This window comes from Streptobacillus ratti (genome assembly GCF_001891165.1).
Lineage (GTDB): Bacteria > Fusobacteriota > Fusobacteriia > Fusobacteriales > Leptotrichiaceae > Streptobacillus > Streptobacillus ratti.
The window spans coordinates 26824-49311 of the sequence record NZ_LKKW01000001.1; the positions used below are offsets into that span (position 1 = coordinate 26824).

General features: G+C 23.1%; 20 protein-coding genes and 1 tRNA gene. 19 read left to right on the plus strand and 2 right to left on the minus strand.

Features of this window, described 5'->3' with window-relative positions; all coding sequences use genetic code 11:
* The first annotated feature begins 1 nt into the window (after nucleotide 1).
* From BT993_RS00150 to BT993_RS00220, 15 genes are all read left to right on the plus strand, one after another.
* Nucleotides 2-733 carry an amino acid ABC transporter ATP-binding protein gene (locus BT993_RS00150; protein ID WP_072592654.1) on the plus strand — a complete coding sequence of 244 codons (732 nt, stop codon included), beginning with the start codon at nucleotides 2-4 and terminating at the stop codon, nucleotides 731-733.
* A 104-nt stretch (nucleotides 734-837) separates the two neighbouring features.
* Nucleotides 838-2637: an OmpA family protein gene (locus tag BT993_RS00155; RefSeq protein ID WP_072592655.1), complete on the plus strand. Its 1800-nt coding sequence runs from the start codon at nucleotides 838-840 to the stop codon at nucleotides 2635-2637.
* Nucleotides 2638-2714: 77 nt separating this feature from the next.
* A tRNA-Leu gene (locus BT993_RS00160) sits at nucleotides 2715-2797 on the plus strand.
* A 23-nt stretch (nucleotides 2798-2820) separates the two neighbouring features.
* Complete coding sequence (locus BT993_RS00165; RefSeq protein WP_072592656.1) at nucleotides 2821-3603, plus strand: hypothetical protein; 783 nt, start codon at nucleotides 2821-2823, stop codon at nucleotides 3601-3603.
* 6 nt (nucleotides 3604-3609) lie between these two features.
* Nucleotides 3610-4305, plus strand: a complete 696-nt coding sequence (gene trmB, locus BT993_RS00170) for a tRNA (guanosine(46)-N7)-methyltransferase TrmB (protein ID WP_072592657.1) — start codon at nucleotides 3610-3612, stop codon at nucleotides 4303-4305.
* A gap of 172 nt (nucleotides 4306-4477) precedes the next feature.
* Nucleotides 4478-6610, plus strand: coding sequence for a transcriptional regulator (locus BT993_RS00175; RefSeq protein ID WP_072592658.1), 2133 nt, complete (start codon nucleotides 4478-4480; stop codon nucleotides 6608-6610).
* 14 nt (nucleotides 6611-6624) lie between these two features.
* Entirely contained in the window at nucleotides 6625-7056 is a 432-nt protein-coding gene (locus BT993_RS00180; protein WP_072592659.1) for a hypothetical protein, read from the plus strand.
* A gap of 9 nt (nucleotides 7057-7065) precedes the next feature.
* Nucleotides 7066-7812, plus strand: coding sequence for a hypothetical protein (locus BT993_RS00185; protein WP_072592660.1), 747 nt, complete (start codon nucleotides 7066-7068; stop codon nucleotides 7810-7812).
* Between the two features lies 1 nt (nucleotide 7813).
* Complete coding sequence (locus BT993_RS00190) at nucleotides 7814-8500, plus strand: FHA domain-containing protein (RefSeq protein WP_072592661.1); 687 nt, start codon at nucleotides 7814-7816, stop codon at nucleotides 8498-8500.
* 11 nt (nucleotides 8501-8511) lie between these two features.
* Nucleotides 8512-9021, plus strand: coding sequence for an FHA domain-containing protein (locus tag BT993_RS00195; RefSeq protein WP_072592662.1), 510 nt, complete (start codon nucleotides 8512-8514; stop codon nucleotides 9019-9021).
* Nucleotides 9021-10784: a hypothetical protein gene (locus tag BT993_RS00200; protein WP_072592663.1), complete on the plus strand. Its 1764-nt coding sequence runs from the start codon at nucleotides 9021-9023 to the stop codon at nucleotides 10782-10784. The genes BT993_RS00195 and BT993_RS00200 overlap by 1 nt, the downstream gene beginning before the upstream one ends.
* Nucleotides 10775-11449: a protein kinase domain-containing protein gene (locus BT993_RS00205; protein WP_072592664.1), complete on the plus strand. Its 675-nt coding sequence runs from the start codon at nucleotides 10775-10777 to the stop codon at nucleotides 11447-11449. The genes BT993_RS00200 and BT993_RS00205 overlap by 10 nt, the downstream gene beginning before the upstream one ends.
* Nucleotides 11436-13481: a transcriptional regulator gene (locus BT993_RS00210; protein ID WP_072592665.1), complete on the plus strand. Its 2046-nt coding sequence runs from the start codon at nucleotides 11436-11438 to the stop codon at nucleotides 13479-13481. The genes BT993_RS00205 and BT993_RS00210 overlap by 14 nt, the downstream gene beginning before the upstream one ends.
* Nucleotides 13482-13542: 61 nt before the next feature.
* A complete protein-coding gene (locus BT993_RS00215) occupies nucleotides 13543-14073 on the plus strand; it encodes a septal ring lytic transglycosylase RlpA family protein (RefSeq protein ID WP_072592666.1) in 531 nt (176 codons plus the stop codon).
* A 428-nt stretch (nucleotides 14074-14501) separates the two neighbouring features.
* Entirely contained in the window at nucleotides 14502-16091 is a 1590-nt protein-coding gene (locus BT993_RS00220) for an amidase family protein (protein ID WP_072592667.1), read from the plus strand.
* A 33-nt stretch (nucleotides 16092-16124) separates the two neighbouring features.
* Here the strand turns inward: BT993_RS00220 and BT993_RS00225 are convergent, their stop codons facing one another.
* On the minus strand, nucleotides 16125-18092 hold the full coding sequence (locus BT993_RS00225) for an alpha/beta hydrolase family protein (RefSeq protein ID WP_072592668.1): 1968 nt from the start codon (nucleotides 18090-18092) through the stop codon (nucleotides 16125-16127).
* The gene (locus BT993_RS00230; protein WP_072592669.1) at nucleotides 18092-18553 is read right to left on the minus strand and encodes a PTS sugar transporter subunit IIA; all 462 of its coding nucleotides are present in this window, start codon (nucleotides 18551-18553) and stop codon (nucleotides 18092-18094) included. Before BT993_RS00230 ends, BT993_RS00225 begins: the two co-directional genes overlap by 1 nt.
* 192 nt (nucleotides 18554-18745) lie before the next feature.
* Between BT993_RS00230 and prfA the strand changes: the two genes are divergently transcribed.
* The 4 genes from prfA to rsmD are packed head-to-tail and all read left to right on the plus strand — an operon-like array spanning nucleotide 18746 to nucleotide 22479.
* A complete protein-coding gene (prfA, locus tag BT993_RS00235) occupies nucleotides 18746-19822 on the plus strand; it encodes a peptide chain release factor 1 (protein WP_072592670.1) in 1077 nt (358 codons plus the stop codon).
* Nucleotide 19823: 1 nt separating this feature from the next.
* The gene (gene prmC, locus BT993_RS00240) at nucleotides 19824-20903 is read left to right on the plus strand and encodes a peptide chain release factor N(5)-glutamine methyltransferase (RefSeq protein ID WP_072592671.1); all 1080 of its coding nucleotides are present in this window, start codon (nucleotides 19824-19826) and stop codon (nucleotides 20901-20903) included.
* A complete protein-coding gene (queA, locus tag BT993_RS00245) occupies nucleotides 20903-21931 on the plus strand; it encodes a tRNA preQ1(34) S-adenosylmethionine ribosyltransferase-isomerase QueA (RefSeq protein ID WP_072592672.1) in 1029 nt (342 codons plus the stop codon). The genes prmC and queA overlap by 1 nt, the downstream gene beginning before the upstream one ends.
* Complete coding sequence (rsmD, locus tag BT993_RS00250) at nucleotides 21928-22479, plus strand: 16S rRNA (guanine(966)-N(2))-methyltransferase RsmD (protein ID WP_072592673.1); 552 nt, start codon at nucleotides 21928-21930, stop codon at nucleotides 22477-22479. The genes queA and rsmD overlap by 4 nt, the downstream gene beginning before the upstream one ends.
* Nucleotides 22480-22488 lie beyond the last annotated feature (9 nt).

The window sequence follows — 22488 nt, forward strand, 5'->3', positions numbered from 1 at the left end:
TATGAATATAATTAAAGTTGTTAATTTAAAAAAGAGTTTTGGTAAAAGAAGTATATTAAAAGGAATAAACTTTGAAGTAAATGAGAGTGAGGTAGTTTCAATTATTGGTTCTTCTGGATCAGGGAAATCAACTTTATTAAGATGTTTAAATTTACTTGAAACATATGATGAGGGTAGTGTACTGTATAAAGATATAGATATAAATGATAAAAAAATATTACTTAACGAATACAGAAGTAAAGTTGGAATGGTATTTCAGCAGTTTAATTTATTCAATAATTTAAACGTACTTGAAAATTGTATGTTGGCACAAGTTAATGTTTTAGGTAGAACAAATGAAGAAGCTAAGGAAATTGCAATAAAATATTTAGAAAAAGTTGGTATGGATAAATTTATTAATGCAAGACCAAATCAATTATCTGGAGGACAAAAACAAAGAGTTGCAATAGCAAGAGCTCTTTCTATGAATCCAGAAGTACTATTATTTGATGAACCAACATCTGCTTTAGATCCTGAAATGGTCGGAGAAGTTTTAAAAGTTATGAAAGAATTAGCAGAAGATGGTTTGACAATGATAATAGTAACACATGAAATGGATTTTGCAAGAGAAGTTTCTGATAAAATAGTATTTATGGATGACGGAATTATTCTTGAAGAGGGTAATCCAGATGACATATTTACCAATCCTAAAAATGAAAGGACAAAAGAATTCTTATCGAGAATATTGAAATAAAGATATATATTTAAAAATTTAAAATAGATGTTTTAAAAATTCACAAGAAAAAATTATATAATTTGATAGTTAAAAAAATATGATAAAAAAGAAATGAAGTTAATATGAAGAATTATAAATCATTATTTAACACAGTATTATTTATTGCATTTTTGACAACAGAAAGTATTTTTGCTAATAGACAGACTACAAATTCAATGCCAAAGGGATTAAAAAATCAAAATGGTATGGATTATGAAGTAGCATTAACATATTATGGAATAGGGCATGATAATAGGGAAAGTATTAGTATAGGTTCTAAAAAAGAACATAGTGAAGAATACTCAATATCAATTGGAAATGAAAATTCAAGTGAAGGATATGGTTCAATATCACAAGGATATAAATTGAAATCTGATGGATATGCTTCTATATCACTGGGTTATGAAGCAGAGGCTAGAGCAAATCATTCAATAGCACATGGACATAAAGCCCAAGCTGATGGAGGAGTTTCAATATCAATAGGAAGACATTCAAAAGCGAAACAAGCATATTCAATATCAATAGGAGATGAGGCACAAGCAACTTTAGAAAATTCAGTAGCTATAGGTTCTGGAAGTATAACAAAAAATGCAATAAACACAAGTGAAGTTATAGTTGAAAATATAAAATACAATGGATTTGCGGGCATAAGACCTAATTCAGTAGTGTCTATAGGTAAAAGTGGACAAGAAAGGCAATTACAATATGTATCAGCTGGACAAATAAGTACTACATCAACAGATGCAGTTAATGGTTCACAACTTTATTCAACAAATAAGGTTTTGGGAGATTTTGCAAATTCAGTTAAAAATGTTTTTGGTTCAAGTTCAAATTTAGATACAAATGCTAAAATTACCATTACAAATATTGGTGGAACTAATAAAAATACTGTACATGATGCAATAAAAGAAATTTTTGATAAAAACAAAGAAACAAGTGAAAAATTAGAAAAATTATCTAAAAATACTTTATCTATTAGTGGAGATACTGGAACTACAGAAAAACAAGAATTAAATAAATCTGATGGACTTAGTTTCAAGATTAAAGGCTCAGAATATATTAGAACTAAAGCAAGTGGAAATGAAGTTAGTGTAGATTTATCAGATAAGATTAAAAAAGATATAGGAAAAGGAGTTATTGCAAATAGTGGAGTAGCAAATGCAGTAGCAATGGCAAATTTATCACAAGTAAGTGGAAATAATCATAATATTGTAGGTTCATATGGTTACTTTAATGGAGATCATGCTTTTGCATTAGGATTTTCAGGCTCAAATGATATAGTAAATTTAGTATATAGAGCAAGTGGAGCATTAAATACTAAAGGATATTTATCAGTTGGAGCAGGAATAGGTTATCAGTTTGGAAGTTATAGTAGTAATGTAAAAGATACAGATACTATTATGAATAGTTATTCAGAAAAATTAAATTATTTAAATGATTTATTAAATGAACAAAACCATAAATTTAATACACAAAACAGTAATTTATGTAAAGAAATTGAAGATCTTAATCAAAAACTAAAAAATATTAAAGTAAATGAAGATGACTTATATATATTAAATGGATATAATTTAGGAGTATCAGAGCTGACAAGCTCACAAATAGATAGACTTAAAAATATAGTAGAAGATCTAAATACTAATTGTAAGAATAGAAAGATATACATAACTGGGTATACAGATAATGTTTCAAATGAAAGAATAAATCTTGAGCTAGGTTTGAAAAGAGCTAAAAAGGTTGCTAAAAAATTAGTAGAATTAGGATTAGATATGAGTATATCTATAAGAAAAGTAAGTTCATCAGGATATAATAATATTATAGAAACAAATAAAAATTCAAATGGAAGATATTTGAATAGAAGAGTAGAAATTGAATTAAGATAGAAGATGTTTTGTTAAAACAGGTAGAATAAATGTTCTATCTTGTTTTTTTGAAAAAATTATGTTAAACTATTGTAGATGGCTGGGTGGCGAAATCGGTAGACGCAGCAGACTCAAAATCTGCCGAGAAATCATAAGGGTTCGAGTCCCTTCCTAGTCACCATTTTTTTTTGAAAGGATAATATAATGGAATTAAAGCTAACAAAAAAAGAAATAGAAATATTTAATAAAAATGAAGAAGTAATAAGAATGAATTTAGTTTCAAAAGCTATATATAATGAAAGTTTAAATTATGAATTTAATGAAGATGATAATAAAAATATATGGTTTAGTGAAGAAAATTTAGTTTTAGAATTATATATGAGAAAAAAAGTTGAACCAAGAGTTATGGTAAATGAAAATTCTATTATAGAAGTATATAATGATAATAAAGAATATTTTGAACAAAATAAAATACCATTTAATGAAGCAAGAGAAATGATAAAAGATGATTTAACAGAACAATCAAATTATGCTTTATTTGAAGATTTAGTAAAAAAACTAATGAATGAAATGGACGATAATGTTGTTTTATCAAAAGAAGATGTCTTATTTACTAAAGGAAATGAACAATTAATTAAATCTATATTATTAATAAATGTATTAAAAGAAAATGCTAAAAAAGATAATTTTTTCAAAGAAAATAAAGAAGAAATAGAATTAATTAAAAAAGATGCAAGACTTAATTATTATTTAAATAAATTAATTGAAGAAAAAGCTGTAATTTCTAATCAAACTGTATTAGATGAAATGCAAAAGTTTTCAAAAGAAAATTTTAATGCAGTGAAAAATTATTCTCAAGAAGAGTTATTCAAATATGTTGGAGATAATTTATTAAATGCAAAAGTTTCGGAAGTTAAAAAAGAAATAGTTGAAAGAATAATTAAGGAATATGATATAGAAAAACTTGTAAAGGAATATGTAAAATAGATAAATATGAAATTTAGAAATAAGGAACTTTGGGAATATTTTTTTGATAAACCTAAAAAACACTACAATATATACATGTATGAAATGCCTAAGTATCCTAATCATTTAATATTTGATGATGAAGAAATCTTGAATGCAAAAGGTATGTGGAATGAAATTTATTTTAAAAATAATAATGAATTACATTTAGAAATTGGAAGTGGTAGTGCTAATTTTACGAATAATAAAGCATTGCAAAATCCTAATATTAATTTTTTGGGCGTTGAACTTAGATTAAAAAGATTGGTTCAAGCTGCAAGAAAAGCTGAAAAAAATAATTTGAATAATTTAATATTTTTGAAAAAAAGAGTAGATTCACTTAAAGAATTTATAGGTGCTAATGAACTTTCAGGTCTTTATATAAACTTCCCAGATCCTTGGGAAAATGAAGAACATAAAAGAATTTTTGGACCTAAACTTTTAAATGATTTAGATGTAGTACTAAAATCAGGTTCAAAGATATATTTTAAAACAGACCATTTAAATTACTATTTAGATATTTTAGAATTAATAAAAGATACTGAAAATTATAAGGTTGTTTATCATACTGATGATTTACATAATTCTGAAAAAGCTATAGATAATATTAAAACTGAATTTGAACATTTATTTTTATCTAAGCATAATATGAATATAAAATATATAGAAATAATTAAAAAATAATATAGTAAGAATGTACCAATTTATGGTACATTTTTTTGTTTTAAGAAAATTAAATTAAAATTAAAAATAACTTGACATTAAAATTAAAAAATTATATAATGGGTTATCAATTGAGGAAAGGAGGTTAGTTGGGAAAATTTAGGGGTTAATTGATAAATAAGGGGGAGAGTTATTGGAGGTTATAAAACAAACAAATCGTGCATTACTGTTTGAGAAATTTAATGATGAAGTTTATGATATATTAACTTTAATAGGTGATGTTGAAAATATTAGTAGTTTAGATGATGAAAAAATTCAAGAAATAAATAAGTATTTATTAGTTTTTAATGAATTTTTAGAAAAATTTGAACCAAAAATTTATTCTTATATGGATGTTGAAAATAAAAGAATAGGATATACACTTACAAAAAATGAGAATATTCCTGATTCAATGTATACAACAATATATATTAATAATGAAAATACTTTTATTAGAATGTTATCAACATTGATTGAAAATAGAAAAAATCTTGATAAGAAAAATGTTGATTTTCAATTTGAAGATATATTGGAATTAATATCACCAAGAAAAGTAATAGAAAATATAAAACAACAGAGAAAAGAAATTAATTATTTATTTGCAAAATATGAAGCATTAAGTGATAAAAGTCCTAAAAAACTGGATGTTGGTGATTTACTTAACTATAAGTTTCAAGAAGCATCAAAAAATTATAATAATATTTTGGCAATGTTACCACTGGCGATAGAAGATATAAAAACTAGACTTGAAATAGGAGAAAATAAAGAAAATATAAATATTGAAGAAATTAAATTAGGTTATTTAGAATTTTCAGATGGTGGAGAAATAGAGTTTATAGAAAATCAATTGGAATTAGAAACTACAAAACTTTTACCTAATAATAGTCAAAAATTATTAGAGATATTTGAAGATGATTATTATGAAAGTGTTGAAAAACCAAATAATTATGTAGCTAATTTAATTAAGAGAACATATGTTCCTATAACAACAAATAATCTTAAAATCGATTTTGAAAAAGAGGTAAATAACTATAATCAATATTTAGAACTATATAAAAATTCACAAGAAGATTTTATCAAAATAGCTAAAGAATTAATAGAAAAGGTTATGGGGGTTAAATTATTCTTTGATCAATATTCAGTAAATACTAAAAATATGCTACCAAAATTAATCATTACTAATATTGATAATGAATTATTAATTCAAGCTAAGAACAGAGAAAAAATAGAAAAATATTTAACAACTGTTAATGATAAAAATGAATTTGAAAATACTATATGGTTTTCTATTTTTCCTAATATATCTTTAAAAGATGATTTCAAAAAAACTAATAAGAATATATTTAGTGGAAATAGTGATGTTAAATCAAAGAAAGTAAATACTATACAAGATTTAACAAATTTAATGGAAATACTTTATAAGCATAAAGTTCAAACTTTTATTAGTTTTGAAAGAAATAATGAAAATACTTTTGAAAATCTTGCTATACATGGAATTAATAAATATGTTGAAAAAACACAACCTTTAGAAAATAGTAAATTTTCAGAATATGTTATACCAGTTTTACCAAACTTAACTTTAATACCAAAGGATAAATCTGGTATTAAAATTGATAAAAGAGCTATAATAAATGAAGCTGGAGTATTTTTTAATGATGAGGATAGTTTAGAATTTTTCTTAGATGGGATATATATAGATGGTGCATATATAGCAGCTGGATTAGTTGCATCATATCAATGCCCTACCTATTTAAAGGAAAGATTTAAAAATGTATCTAATAATCCAGGTGTTAGATTTAATATAGAAGCAGAAGATAATTCATTAATAGTAAGAACAGTAATGGCACGTGAAATTAGTGGATTTACGGTTGGAATAAAAGAAGAAATAAATAGTAAAAATTATGGATTTATTTTTGCATCAGAACAAGCACAAATAAAAAATGAAAAAGTAAAAAATATAACAGTATATAAAGCGAGAAGTTTATACAAAACAAGTAATAATAATTATGAAAGTATTTATAAAACTTTAACGACTACATATATAGAAAGATTATTAAGATTTATGAGTAATGATTTTAAATCAGATAAATTAAATTATTTCTTTAGTAACAGTCCAAACAGTCAAAAAAGTATTTGGATAAAAGAATCTACAACTGTAAATGCTATATTAAGACAAGGTGATGATATATCACATATAATAGATGAGCAAAATAATACTTGTCAATTGAATTTAGTATTCCTTGGAGAAGTTAAAAATCTTAAAATTGAAATAAATAAAACTAATTAAAGTTGGAGGAGTTAATGGGATTTAAATTAAATTTAAAAGGAAATAGCGAAGAATTTACAATAGAACAAGAAAATATTGTAAGTGTAAAATTTTTATCAGATACAAATGATAGTTCTAATGCAAGATCTACAGATTTAAGCATTGGACTTGAAATAGAGGGTAAGATAATACCTAGTATAGGTCAAAATGATATTGAAGATCCAACAAGAAAGCTCTTGCTTTGGTCTTTAGTTAGTGCAGAAGATTTAGAGGCATATAAAAATGTAACACTTGAAGTAATTTTAGCTGGAAATGTAGTTAGAAAAATAAATTTAACAAATGCGTTTTTAATTGACTATAATGAATATTTTGATGAAAAAAATGGTAACGGAACTTTTTTAGTTAAAATTAAACAAAAAAAGGAAAAAATAAAAGAAATAGTTATTGAGGGTGGTTATCAAAAATAAGGGGGTTAAATGTTAGAAAATGAATATATAATACCAAAATTTTCTAGTAGAACCGTATTAAGAAGTGCAGATTTATTTACTATAAATCAAAATATAAGCAGTGCTAGTTTTTTAAAATATATAGACTATGAAGAAGGAATAATTCTAGGGTTACATCCAACAACTGATGGAGAAAAGATATTTATAGATAAGGGTATATATAAATTTGATAATGAAGTAATATTCTTATCTGAAAAAATTTCTATTGATGTACCTAATGATGAGGGGGAATTTATAGTATATATAATGACAGAAGATTATGAAGAAGAATACACTAAAAATAAAAGAATTTATTTAAAAATAAGTAGAAGTGAAGAAAAAGATTCTATAGAAGTTGTAAGATTTAATTTAAGAAAAGGTGCAACTTTGAAAAATTATGACTATGAATTGAAGAAGTTTTCAAAAGAGTATAATTCCTTAAATATTAATGAAGTTAAATATTCTAAAACGGGTATTAATCCAAAATTACTTAAAATATGGTCTAAAAAAATGATGGCTTTGAAACTTAATGAAAGTATGGATCTATGGATATCATCTTTATGTAATATAGAAACAATTAATATTGAAGTATTAAAAAAATATATTTTTACAAAGCTTAAATTTTATAAAGAAAAAATGACTAATACGGAAATATTAATTAAACTATATGAAATACTAAATATATTGACAGAATCTAGTGAAGAATTTGATTTTGATAAAAAAGTAGAAGTAGAGTAATATGAAAAAATTGTTTACTAGATTTAAAGTGAAGTTATTTAAATATATTATGTCAAATTCAAAGATTTATGGTAAAGTTAAATTTCAAAAAATTAATTCATACACACAATATATGATATTTTTGATTATTTTAATAATAATCTCTATTATATTTATATCAATTAAATTTTCATACAAAACATTACTTATTCTATATTCATTACTTAATGTATATATACTGTATTTTTTTCTTTTTTATTATCCTTATGAAAGAAAAAGAAATATTAGATATATAAATAAGATTTTACAAGAGAAAAAAGAAGAATATATAAAAGAATTAAATGAAGAAAAAATGAAATTAAATATAGATAATATAAAATTACTTACACTTAAAGATGATTTTGATTATGATATATATTCGTGGGATATTAGAAATAAAGCTTCAATAGTAATAGGTAAAAAAACTGAAAAAATTTCTGAGATAGATATTGATTTATCAGCTCATGAATATTCCCATTTAGTAAGTAGAATTCATGGTGTATTAAATAAGGTTAATGAAATATGGTATTATGAAGATTTAGGTTCTAAAAATGGTAGTGGAATAGAGAGAAAAAATAAAATAAAGGAAAAATTAGTACCAAATAAATCATATTTAATTGAGTCAGGAGATATTATATATATTGGTGTGATAAAGATATTGGTTAATTAAGGTGTGATTTAATGAAATTATTGAAATGTAGTAATGGGCATATGTATAATACAACTAAATATTCAAATTGTCCATATTGCGATGGAAATAAAATAAATATTGAAAAAGAAGAAGAAAAAAGACCAATAATATTAGAGGGTGATACTAAAACATCAGTTTTTTGGATTAAAGAAACTAATGTTTCACCAGTAGTAGGATGGTTAGTATGTATTTCTGGATCTGAAAAGGGAAAAGATTACAGATTAATAAATGAAAGGAATTTTATAGGTAGATCTTCTGAAATGAATGTATGTATTGAAAGTGATAAAACAATAGCAAGAAAAAATCACTGTTCTATAACATATAATCCTAAACAAAGAGTTTTTGTAATATCTCCGGGTGAAAGTAGTGGATTAGTATATTTACAAGGAAAAGCTTTATATGAAAGTAAACAAATTTTGAATTTAGATATCATAGAAATGGGGGAGAACAAATTCATATTCATAGAATTTTGTGGTATGAATTTTGACTGGAATTATTAATGGATAATAAAAAGTTAGACATTTTACCCTATTGTTTAAATGAAAAGGATACCCATTTTGTATATTATGAAACTGAAGAATTTACAATAGGGGTATCTATTTTTATTGAAAATAAAGGTGAAATAGAATTATTTGATAATTTAATTGAGGAATTAATTTATAGATTTATAGAAAATAGTATATTTAATGCAAAATATATAAAAAAATTGATTACAGAAATACTTTGTGAGTTTGAAGATAGAAAAATAGTAGAAAATATAGAAAATAGTAAAATATATTTATCATGTATTTTAACAGATTATTGCAATGTTATTTATGTATATATGAAAGATTGTTTTTTTAATATAAAAAGATCTGATGAGATATTTTTTAAAAATCAAATAATTGAAAAGGAAAATATAATTGGATATACTGAGTTATTTCCATTAAAAGAAAATGATTTAATAGAAATATATATAAAAGATAAAAAAATTATAGAATTTAAAATATTAAAAACAAATCAAATATCAAAATTTACAAATAATAATTTTTTTATAAAGCTCATAATATTATTTTTCATATTCTTAATATTTTCATATTTCATATTATCAAATATTTATATAGAAAATAATTTTAAATATATTGAAAATATGTTTGAAAGAATTAATGTAAATAATTTTAATTATTCATCAAATGAAAAAATATTAACTGAAATTGAAAATAAACTTAGATTAATGGATAGTAAATACATCTATTATACTAATAAAAATACAGTTAAAAAAGAGAAATTTAGAAACAAGATAAATGATGAAAAGAAAAAGAATAATATTTTTAAAAATATTTTTGATATTAAAGATAAAACTAAAAAAATGATAAAAAATAGAGAGTTTTTAAAGGCTAAAAATGAATATGTTAATATAAAAAATAAGTTGGAAACTATTTCATCAGATTTATTAATAGATGTTAATAAAGATATAGAGGATTTAGATAAATTAATAATTGAACAAAATAATGAGCTATTTTTAATTGAGGAAGATATAGTTAAAAATATGAGTATTTTAGATAGTTTAATTGATAAATATAAAAAATCAAAATTTGAAATAGATATAAAGGATTTAGAAGATAGAAAAAATAATAATTTAAAAATATTAGATGATTTGAAAATAAAATTAGATAGTAGATATTTAAAAATTGATGATATATTAGATGAAAATATTTCAGAGGGATTAAAAGAAATAATATATTTAAAAAAAGAATACGGTAAGTTAAATTTTAATAAAGAAGTTGAATATTTGAGTAAAAAAGAAATTGAAATATCAGATAAAATATTAAATTTAGAAAATGAAATGAATGAATTATATAATAATCATAAAAAATATTATGATTTAAAAGAATATATGACTTCTATATCATTTCTTGAAAAATCACTTTATTATGCTAATTTATTGCATAACCACAATAAAGTTAAAGAATTAGAGGGTAGAATTAGACTTATTTATAAGCAAAAGAAAAAATTAGAAATGGAAAATAAAAAGAAAATTCAAAGTCCAGAAGATAAATTGAGAATAGAAAATGAAATAAAACATACTATAAAGCTATCTATTGAAAAAGGCGATGAGTTATTAAAAAATGATGAATATGAAAAAGCATTTATAGAATATAGAAGAGCTATAGAGTTAATGGAAAAAGTAAGTTATTCAAAAAATAGAAAAGAAGATATTAATAAAAAAATAGAATATATTAAGAAAAAAATGGGTAAAAAGTGGTGGGAATTATGGAAATGAAATATTATAAAAAAATATTTAATGTTAATTTACCAGAACATGATATGATGTTTAATTATGAAATAAACACCATGATATTTTTATTGAAAAATAAGATTTCATTTATACCTAAGATATTAAAAGTCAAAATGAGAAAAGATAATAAAGAGATTTTTTATGAAAAAATAGTTGGAAAGACCCTTAAAGAAATGAATGTATTAAATTATTCTTTGAAAGAAAGATTAGAACTATTTAGTAAAATTATTATGGCTGTAAAAGAAATTCATGATTTAGGTTTAATACATAATGATATTAATTTAGGTAATGTAATTATTAATGGAAATGATGTATATATTATAGATTTTTCAGAGTCAAGATTTTTAGATAGTGAATATAGTAAAAAATATTTTTCATATACTAAAGGATTTTCTTCTTTAGAAAGATATTCAAACAATGAAAAAAATTTCATTGAAAATGATACATATTCTTTAACATCTATATGTTATTATTTAGTTTTTAATAAAATTTATCCTAATATCTGTGATTCAAACTATATAGATATTATTCATTCAAATAAAAAATTAGAAAAATTTTTAAAAAAGGGATTATCTTTGGTAAAATATAAAAGATATGATAATACAGTTATTATGCAAGAAATGATAAGTGATATAATTGAAGAATTATAATAAAAATGAATTAGTAATAAAAAATAATTATGAATTACATGATATAGCAAAGAAAGAGAATATCGTTGATAGATATAATTTTGATATAAATAGAGATAGACTTATAAATAATATATTGAAAAATAATGAATACAAGTATAATAAAGGGATTGAAGAATATCTTGAAATAGGTTATTATTCGATGCAAAATTTTTTTGAAAAGAATTTAAGAGTATTAGAATTTGAAAAATTTGATATAATTGTTGAAGATATAACTATATATAAAGAAATAATTACAAAAATTATTGTATATGTAAATAAAAATAGGAAGTTGGATTTAAATATAGTTCTTTTAGTTAATGAATATAGATATATTTATGGTATTTTTAGTTCTAATATTTTAAGTGTAAACGATGATTACTATAAATGTGAATTAACATTAATACCTGAATTAAACAGGTTTATGTCAGAATATAATAATGAAAAACTTTTCTTTTCATTTTTTGAAGAAACTACTGACTTATATAATGTTTATTATAATAAATATAAAAGTGAAGTGTTAAATGATAGTATTTATGGATACATTGTGCCTATTATTAAATATAAAGTTATACAAAAAGTTAAAAGTATAGAAAATATTTATGTTAAATTAGGAATTGATAATGTTGAATCTAAATATTTAAAGGAAGATTTTTGTATAGATATTTCAAACTTAGAAAATAATATTTCTTTAAATTATGGATATGAAGCTAAAAAAATTTTGGAAGAAAATGACTATAAAACAAATAGAACTTTTTTTACTAAAATAGATGACATAATTTACAATGAAAATAATCTAATAATTATAAAAGATGAAAATTTGAATAGTGAAACAATAAGTTTTAATGAACTATTTTTAAAATTTATGAAATTTTATGTAAATAAAATAGAATATCAAATAAAAAGTAAAATAAATAATGTATTGATATTAAAAAATGAAGATGAGAATTTAGATAATAATTTGAGTCTTGAATGTTATCATAATTTAAAATATTTTATAGGTAAAGATAGAGAATACACATACATATTATCGGACCTTAAATATTTTAAAATAATCTATGTTAAACATAATGTAGTAAATAATAAAATTTCATATAAATTAAAAATGTCAGAACAAGTAATACATGAGAATATATATCTTACAGAAATAATGTTTTTGAAAACTATAATGGAATATATCTTAAATGATAAGAAATCTCTATTTAAGTATGAGGGTAATATATTTAATTTTATGAAAGAAAATAGAAATTTTGAAATACAATTATCTAATGATTATTCAATTTACATAAGAGAAGAAGCAAAAAAATTAATGAATATGTACTATAATGATGAATATTTTAATAATAAAAAAGATTTAGATGATATAATTATATATCTTTCATTTAAATCTATTTATGATTTTTTTGAAAATTTTAAAATTATAGATATACTTAAAAAATTTACAGATATTAAATTAAGTGGGAAATTAGTACATACTAAGTATTTTATTGAAGTTTTAAAAGAATTTATACCTGGGAAAATATTGGAATATAAGAATACAGTAAATGAAAAGGAAATATTTGAGATAATTGATGATTATGAAAATAAAAGAGATAAAGGTAACCTTATATTAGAATATAAGTATATAGAACTTAAATATGATATTTATCTTTCATATATTAATTATTTGGGAGAGAGTATTAGAATAATAACACTTTATGAAAACAAAATTAATTTTATAGATAAGGATAATAATACAGTATTTATTGAAATTATTATAGAAAAAATTTATCAATATAAAAACAACGAGAAATCTACATTGATTATTAATCTTCCACAAGAATATATAGAACTTGATGAAAATGAGCTACTATATACAGATGAATTAGGAATAAAAGATTTTGAAATCGATGAAGTGATTAATGATGTGGTGAGAATATTCTTATTATTTGAAAGTAAAAATAAACTTAAATTATGTTTTGTTAAACGTATTGAAGATCAATTATTTTGTTATTTTGATGACATTAATATATAGCTAAAATTGACAAATATAAAATATGTGTGTTATACTGAGTTAATTCAGAAACGGAGGTACTATGAGAAAAATACTAACAATATTTTTATTGAGTTTAACTTTTTCATCAGTTAATGCTAATGAAAGTATTAGTAGTAGTCATATTGAAAATGTTGAAGTTAAAGAAGATACTATTAAAGAATTAATATCTGAGTTAAAAGGGGAACAAAAAGAAAATGAATTTGACATTAACATTGAAGCAAAAGAACAAAGTCAACCAGTAGAAGAAGATGTTGAAAAAAAAGAAGTGATAGAAACTGAAATTTATCAAACTGGAATAGCATCATATTATGGTGAAAGATGGAATGGTAGAAAAACTGCTAGTGGAGAAATATTTGATACATGGAAAGTTTCAGCAGCACATAAAAAATTACCTTTTGGTACAAAAGTAAAAGTTACAAACTTAAGTAATGGTAAATCAGTAATAGTTAGAATTAATGATAGAGGACCATATATTAAGGGTAGAGTTATTGATTTAAGTAAGGCAGCATTTAAAAAAATTGAAAATTTCAATAAAGGAATTACTAAAGTTAAGCTAGAAATAGTAAAATAAGAGTTTGTAGACTTTGTTTAAAATGACTATAAAATAAGTTTTAGATATAAAAGTTCAGGTGTCTGGACTTTTTTATTTTAAATAAAAATTTAACTTCTGTTTAAAAATTGAAAAAAATATATGTAAAATGTTAAAATTTATATAGAGAAAATATTAATAAAATACATTATTATACATTAAGATAATATTTTTGAATATAATTGCTTTCATATTTGTAATTAAAGGGCATACGAGATATTAATTTAATCTATAGAAAGACATATTTTACAGAATCGATAGGTATAAAAAAATATTTTAGCCGTTTTGTAATGTGAAACTGTGTTAGTTTAAAAGTAAATGAAAATTGTTTGAATGTAATTTTATATAATATTTTTAAAAATAAGAGAGGGAGGATTTTAAGATAAAAATATATTTTTATCTGAAAAACTATGATTAAAAAATTTAATAAAGCGTTAATTAAATTGAGTAGTTTATTTCTATTATCAATTTTAACAATTTTACCTATTTCTAGTTTAGGTAATAACAATATGGTAGCGAGAAAAAACAGCGACTATATTTTAACTAAGGAAGAATACAAAAAATTATCGGCTGTTCAAATGGCTAAATTAGTTAAAGAAAAGAAAGTAACACCTAAACAATTAATAGATTTAGCATATGAAGTAATAGAAGAAACAGATCCTATTTTAAACAACATAATTAAATATGATGGGAAATCAATAGATCCTAAATTAAAAGAAAGAGCATATTTAGAAGCTGAAGATGTTAAAAATATGGATAAACCTTTCTATGGAGTACCTATATTAGTAAAAGGAATAACTTTTGAATTAAAAGATGGAATTAACTCTCAAGCTTTAGTGTATAGAAAAGATAATATATCTAATAAAGATAATGCTTTAGTTAAAATGTTTACTGATTTAGGATTTATACCTATAGCTCAAACTACTATACCTCAATTAGGTTGGATAAATGTAACTAATTCAGATTTATATGGAATTACTAAAAATCCTTGGGATATTAGTAAAAATCCTGGAGGTTCATCAGGTGGAACTGCTGCTGGGATAGCAATAGGACAAACTGCTATAGGTACTGCAAATGATGGAGGAGGTTCTATTAGAATACCATCATCATTCTCAAGCTTAATAGGATATTTTCCTACAGGTGGAGTTATTAAAAATAATTCTGCATCTGAAGGATTTAAATTAGAAAATTTTCTTATAGCTGAAAAAATGGAAGATGTTTTAGCTATAGCTAAGGCTCTTCATAATCCTGAATATAAATTAAATGATAAAAAATTAAGTAAGGATAAAGTAATAGCTTATACTACAAAAACTCCTGCTAATACATCTATAAGTCCAGAAGCTGTAATAGCAGTTGAAAATGCTGTTAAATTCTTAAGAGATATGGGTTATACATTAGAAGAAGTTGATTACCCTATAGATGGTAAAGCTATGATGATGGCATATTATACAAATGCTTCATACATAGGAAGTAGAGTAGGGGCATTTGCTAAAACACTTTTAAATAGATCTTTAGAAATAAATGATGTTGAATTATTAACTTGGGCTTTATATCAAGCTGGTAATAAGTTAAATAAGGAAGATGTAGATAATGCAAAAGCAAGTATAAAAGAATTAAGAATGACTGTAGATAAATTTTTTGATAAATATCAAGCGTTTATAACACCTACAACTTCTTATCCAGCTCCTTCAGCTGATTATAATCATATACCAGAAGAATTAAAAGCTCAAATGAGAGATATGTCTAATTTAACTAAAGAAGAAGCTATACAATTGATTTATGATCAATGGTTACCTGCTTGGACTATTACACCATTTACTCAATTATCAAATGTAACTGATACTCCAAGTATAAGCATACCAACTCATTTAACTGAGGATAAATTACCATTAGGAATATTAATTTCAAGTGGAAGATTTGATGATAATATAATATTAGAAATAGCTAAGTTATTTGAAGAAAATAATAAATTTTTCTTATATCAAGACTATGTAAAATAAATAAACAGGGACTAATTTTTAGTCCCTGTTATATTAATCTATATATTTATTCATCCAATTTGTTATTTCCTCTAATCTTTCAATTCTAGCTTTAGGCTTACCATCTCTTGAAAGTCCATGAGATTCTCCGTAAAATAATACCATCTTAGTATCTACGTTTCTATCTCTTAAAGCAGTAAATAATTGATATCCTTGATCTACAGGACATCTATAATCTTCATTTGAATGTATTATTAAAGTTGGAGTTTTAGCATTTTCTATATATTTTAATGGAGAATGATTCCAAATTTTTTCAAATCCTTTTTCATTAGGTAATGTAGTATAATTTTGGTCATCTGAGAAATAATAACCTATATCACTAATACCATACATAGAAATCCAGTTAGATATAGATCTTTGAGTAGCTGCAACTTTAAATCTATTTGTATGTGTGATTATCCAGTTAGTCATGAAACCACCATAAGATCCACCAGTTACCCCTAGTTTTTCTTTATCGATATTAGGATACTTAATTAATACCTCATCTACAAAATTCATTAAATCTTCATAATCTATAGTACCATATTTTCCTCTAATATCACTAAATTTATCTCCTCTACCACTAGAACCATGAGGGTTTGTAAACATAACTACATATCCTTTATTTACCCAAACCTGCATTTCATGATAATAGATAGTTGAATAAACAGTCTTAGGACCACCATGAATATCTAATATAGCAGGGTATGATTTATTTTCATCAAAATTTTCAGGTAATAATACAAAACCTTTAATTATATCTCCATTAGATTCGAATTCAAACATATTAGGTTCTGCTATATATTTATCTTTTATAACATCATCATTATATGAAGTAATTTGTTCTAATCCATTTGATTTATATATTTCTAATAATTTAGAATCTTTAAATCCTAATAGATATAGGTCATCTTTTAAAATTGCATATCCATCAACTGAACCTAATGAATTAGAAATAACATATGATTTTCCATCTTTTACACCATGTAGTTCTGCTTTATATTCAGTAGTACATATGTATGTTACTTCCTCTGTATCATAATTTACTTTAAAGTTTTCATTATATCCAAATCTAGCATCAGTACCAGTAGCATTTCCATAGCTAACATCTTCATCTAAATAAAGTTCAATTTCTGAATTACTTCTATTTATTTTATACATTTTACTATTTTCATTTATACCATAAAATTCCATTAAACTAGCTATTGCATAGATATTATTTTTACCATATTTAGCATTTGAAAAACTATATTTACCATCTTCAACTATAGTTTTTATTTCTGAATTATTAACGTCATATTCCATTAAAGAATTAAATTTATTCATTTTTTTGTCAAAATATTCAGATATTAAAAGTATTTTGTTATTATCTATGTCTAAAATACTTGCATTAGTTCCGTCAAGTAAAGTAATGTTTTCAATTTTATTTTCAGAAGGTATATATTTAAAAATTGCATTTCTTGTTTTAGAAATATATGTAGCACCATCATTCCAAAATGGAATTTCATCTATAATTCTTCTAAAGCTTTTATCTTTTGTTTCTTTTAGGTATTTAGATTTTTCTTCTTTAGATAACATATAAAATTCTGGATTATCTAAAGAATATTCAGAAGATAAAATGTATAAATCATCATGTATTCTATATATTTTGTTTACAGGAAAGTCAAATTCTAAAAATTTTTCAGCCTCACCTGATTTTTCAATATTTAATTTATATATTACACTACCAGCTTCATTTTCTTTATCTTCGTCACTTCTTTTAGAGAAAAAGTATATATTAGAATTATCTAAATATTCATAATTTCCCTCATTTGCTAACTTTCTGTGTTCTTTACCATCAAACATATATATAGAACTATCGTATCTATTTTTTTCTAAATTTGGTTTTGAAAGTATATATGTTAGTATAGTTTTATCTTTATTTGATTTTAAGTTCCAAATGTATTTAAAATCATTCATTGTATCTATGTTTAATTTAGACATTATATATTTACCTCTTCTAATTTACTAATTAAATTTATTATTCCCTCTTTAGATTTACAGTTAGAAACAACATTTACATTAGTTTTGTTATAAAAAATTTTAGCTATTTTAGCTAATGCTTCTAAATGCCAGTTGTTATATTTTGTAGGAGTAGCTATGAATAGAAAAAGTTTAGTTTTTTCATTATCTAAAGATTCAAAATCTACACCATCTTGACTTATTCCTAAACCAATAGAAAAATGACTTATATAATCACTTCTAACATGTGGTATAGCTAATCCATGCTCTAAAGCTGTTGAACCAACATCTTCTCTAGCAACCAAATCATTATATAATTTTTCTTCATCTAAAATTTCTCCAGTTTCTACTAAAGATATTAGCTCTTTTAAAATTCCTTTTTTTGTTTTTGATTTTAAATCAATACAAATATTTTCTTTTTTTATAATCTCACTTATTAGCATATAAGTACCTCCATTCTTCTTATTTATTATAACATTATAAAATAAAAAGTCAATATAATAAAAATCATAGTTTAATGATATTTAATATAGTCAATAAAGTTTGATTATGTAAACTTTTTTACTGATTGATAAAAAAGTACATTTATGCTATAATAAATAGTAAAAATATGAAAAAAGTGAAAGGAGAAAATAATGTTTCAAAAATTAGATGAAGTTGTTGAAAAATATGAAGAAATAAATAGATTACTTATGATGCCAGAAGTATTGTCTGATCCTAAAAAATTAATGGAATATAATAAAACATTAAGTCAAATGTCAGAAATTGTTGAGAAATATTTAGCATATAAATCAAAAAAAGAGGCTTTAGAACAATATAAAGAAGATATTAAAATTGAAAAAGATGAAGAAATGTTAGAAATGTTAAACATGGAAATTGATACAATAGAAGAAGAAATTCCGAGGATTGAAGATGAATTAAAAATATTACTTTTACCAAAAGATCCAAATGATGAAAAAAATGTAATAGTTGAATTAAGAGCAGGAGCAGGTGGAGATGAAGCTGCCTTATTTGTTTCTGATATATTCCGTATGTTTACAAGATATGCTGAAAGAAATAAATGGAAAACAGAAATAATAGATAAAAATGAAATAGGTGTTGGAGGACTAAAAGAAATAACTTTCTTAATATCTGGTAAAGGGGCATATTCAAGATTAAAATTTGAAAGTGGAGTACATAGAGTACAAAGAGTTCCTGATACAGAAGCATCTGGAAGAATACATACATCAACAATTACTGTTGCAGTATTACCTGAAATAGATGATGTAGAGCAAGTTGCCATAAATCCATCTGATTTACAAATAGATACATATAGATCTAGTGGTGCAGGGGGACAACACGTAAATACAACAGATTCAGCAGTTAGAATTACACATAAACCTACTGGTATAGTTGTAACATCACAAGATGGAAGATCTCAAATTAAAAATAAAGAGGCTGCTATGAAAGTACTTGCTTCTAAATTATATGAAATTGAAGTAGAAAAACAAAGAAGCTCAGTAGAAGCTGAAAGAAGAAGTCAAGTTGGTACAGGAGATAGATCTGAAAAAATCAGAACATATAACTATCCTCAAGGAAGAGTTACTGACCATAGAATTAAATTAACTTTACATAGATTAGATGTTATACTTGATGGTGCATTAGATGAAATTATTGATGCTTTAATAGCATTTAATCAAGCAGAATTATTAAAAAATTCAGGTGAAAATTAATATGGAAGACACTTTATTAACATTACTGAATAAATCAGTAAAATATTTAGAAAATAAAGGTGTCCCTAAACCAAGGTTTGTTGTTGAAAAGATACTATCTGAGATTTTATTGCTTGATAGAATTTCACTTTATTCAAATTTTGAAAGAATAATTTCAGATGATGAAAAGAAAATGATAAAAGAAAAATTATTAAATTATGATGCTAATAAAAAAGAAGAAATAGTGCTTGAAACTATTAGAGATTATTATGAAAAAACAAAGGTTTATTTAGATAAAAAAGGTGTAAGTGAAAGTAATATTATTACAAATATTATTTTTTCTAATTTATTAAATATTGATATGAGTTTATTATTTACTAAATATAATACTAGCATTAATGAAGAACAAAAAAATAAGTTAAGAGATATATTAAAAAAGATAGTTGAAAAAAAAATACCTATACAATATATATTTAATGAACAAATTTTTTATGGTTATTCGTTTTATGTAGATAAGAATGTTTTAATACCTAGGATAGATACAGAAGTTGTAGTTGAAAAATCATTAGAATTAATTAGTAAAATAGATTCTCCAAAAGTTTTGGATATAGGGACAGGTAGTGGAGCTATAGCTTTAGTAATAGGACTTGAAAATAGAAATAGTAAAATTTTAGCAGTTGATATATCAGAAAATGCTTTGAAAGTTGCTAAAAAAAATTCAGAAATATTGAATGTAGAAAATGTAAAATTCTTACACTCTGATTTATTTTCTAATATTACATATAAAGAATTTGATTTAATTGTTTCTAATCCTCCTTATATATCTCAAGATGAAATAGGAATTATGGGTGAAAATGTTTTATTACATGAACCAGAAAATGCCTTATTTGCAGATAATGGAGGACTATATTTTTATTTTGAAATATCAAAAAATGCACAAAATTATTTAAAAGATAATGGATATTTACTTTTTGAAATAGGATATTCTCAAGGAAGTAAAGTAAAGGAAATTATGGAAAAATTTGGATACATTGAAGTATCTATTGGTAAAGATTTAACTGGAAATGAAAGATATGTTTTTGGTAAAAAGAAAGGAAATTAATGAAAGTTGAAGATTATGATTTTGATTTACCTTTAGAATGTATAGCACAACATGCAATAGATCCAAGGGATCATTCAAAATTATTAGTTTTAAATAAAAATAATGGAAATATAGAAGATAAGAAATTCTATAATATCATTGATTATCTTACCCCTAATGATATATTAGTAATTAATAGAACTAAAGTTATTCCAGCTAGATTATTTGGTAAAAAAGAAAATGGAGTAATATTAGAATGTTTTTTATTAAAAAGAATTGATTTAACAAAATGGGAAGTTTTATTAAAACCTGCAAAAAGATTAAAAATAAATGATAAACTAATATTTTCAGATAAATTATCTGCAAAATTATTAGAAATTAAAGAAGATGGAAATAGAGTAATGGAATTTGAATTTGAGGGAGTATTTGAAGAAATACTTGATGAACTTGCAGAGATGCCATTACCACCATATATAACTGAAAAATTAGAAGATAAAAGTAGGTATCAAACAGTTTATGCTAAATCAGGTGAATCTGTTGCTGCTCCTACTGCTGGATTACATTTTACAACAGAATTACTTGAAAAGATTGAAAAAAAAGGTATAACAATAGTAGAGGTATTTTTGACTGTTGGACTTGGAACATTTAGACCTGTTCAAATGGAAAATATTGAAGATCATATAATGCACAGTGAAGAATACATTGTACCTACAAGTACTGCTGAAATAATAAATAAGGGTAAAAAAGATGGAAAAAGAATCATAGCAGTTGGTACAACATCTATTAGAACACTTGAGTCATCACTTGATGAAAATAATAATTTAATTGCACAAAAATCTGAAACGAGTATATTTATACATGGTGAATATAAGTTTAAAATAGTTGATGCCTTAATTACTAATTTTCATTTACCTAAATCAACTTTAATAATGTTAATTTCATCTTTTGCAAATAAAGACTATGTTATGAATGCTTATCAACATGCAATAAAAAATAATTATAGATTTTTTAGTTTTGGTGATGCAATGTTTATACAAGGAGAATTATGAGAATTACATCTGGATATTTAAAAAATAGAGTTATTTTAAGTAGAATAGGTAAGGAAACTAGACCTACTCTTGAGAGAGTAAAAGAAGCAATTTATAGTATTATTTCAACTAAGGTTGAAGATGCTATTTTTTTAGATTTATACTCTGGCACTGGAAATATGTCTTTTGAGGCTATGAGTCGTGGTGCAAATAGAGCTGTAATGATTGAGATGGATAAAGAGGCTTTAAGAGTAATTATTGAAAATGTAAATAATTTAAATCTTGAAAAAAAATGTAGAGCATATAAAAATGATGTTTTGCGTGCGATTGAAATATTAGAAAATAAAAATGAGAAATTTGATATAATTTTTATGGATCCACCATATAAAGAAAATTTAACAGAAAAAACATTAAAAAAACTTTCTAATCATGATATATTAGATAAAGATGGAATAATAATATGTGAACATGGTAGATATGAAAAATTAGAAAATGAAATAGGAAATTTTGTTAAATTTGATGAAAGAGAGTATAATAAAAAAATAGTAACTTTTTATAAGAAAAAATAGGAGTGAAAA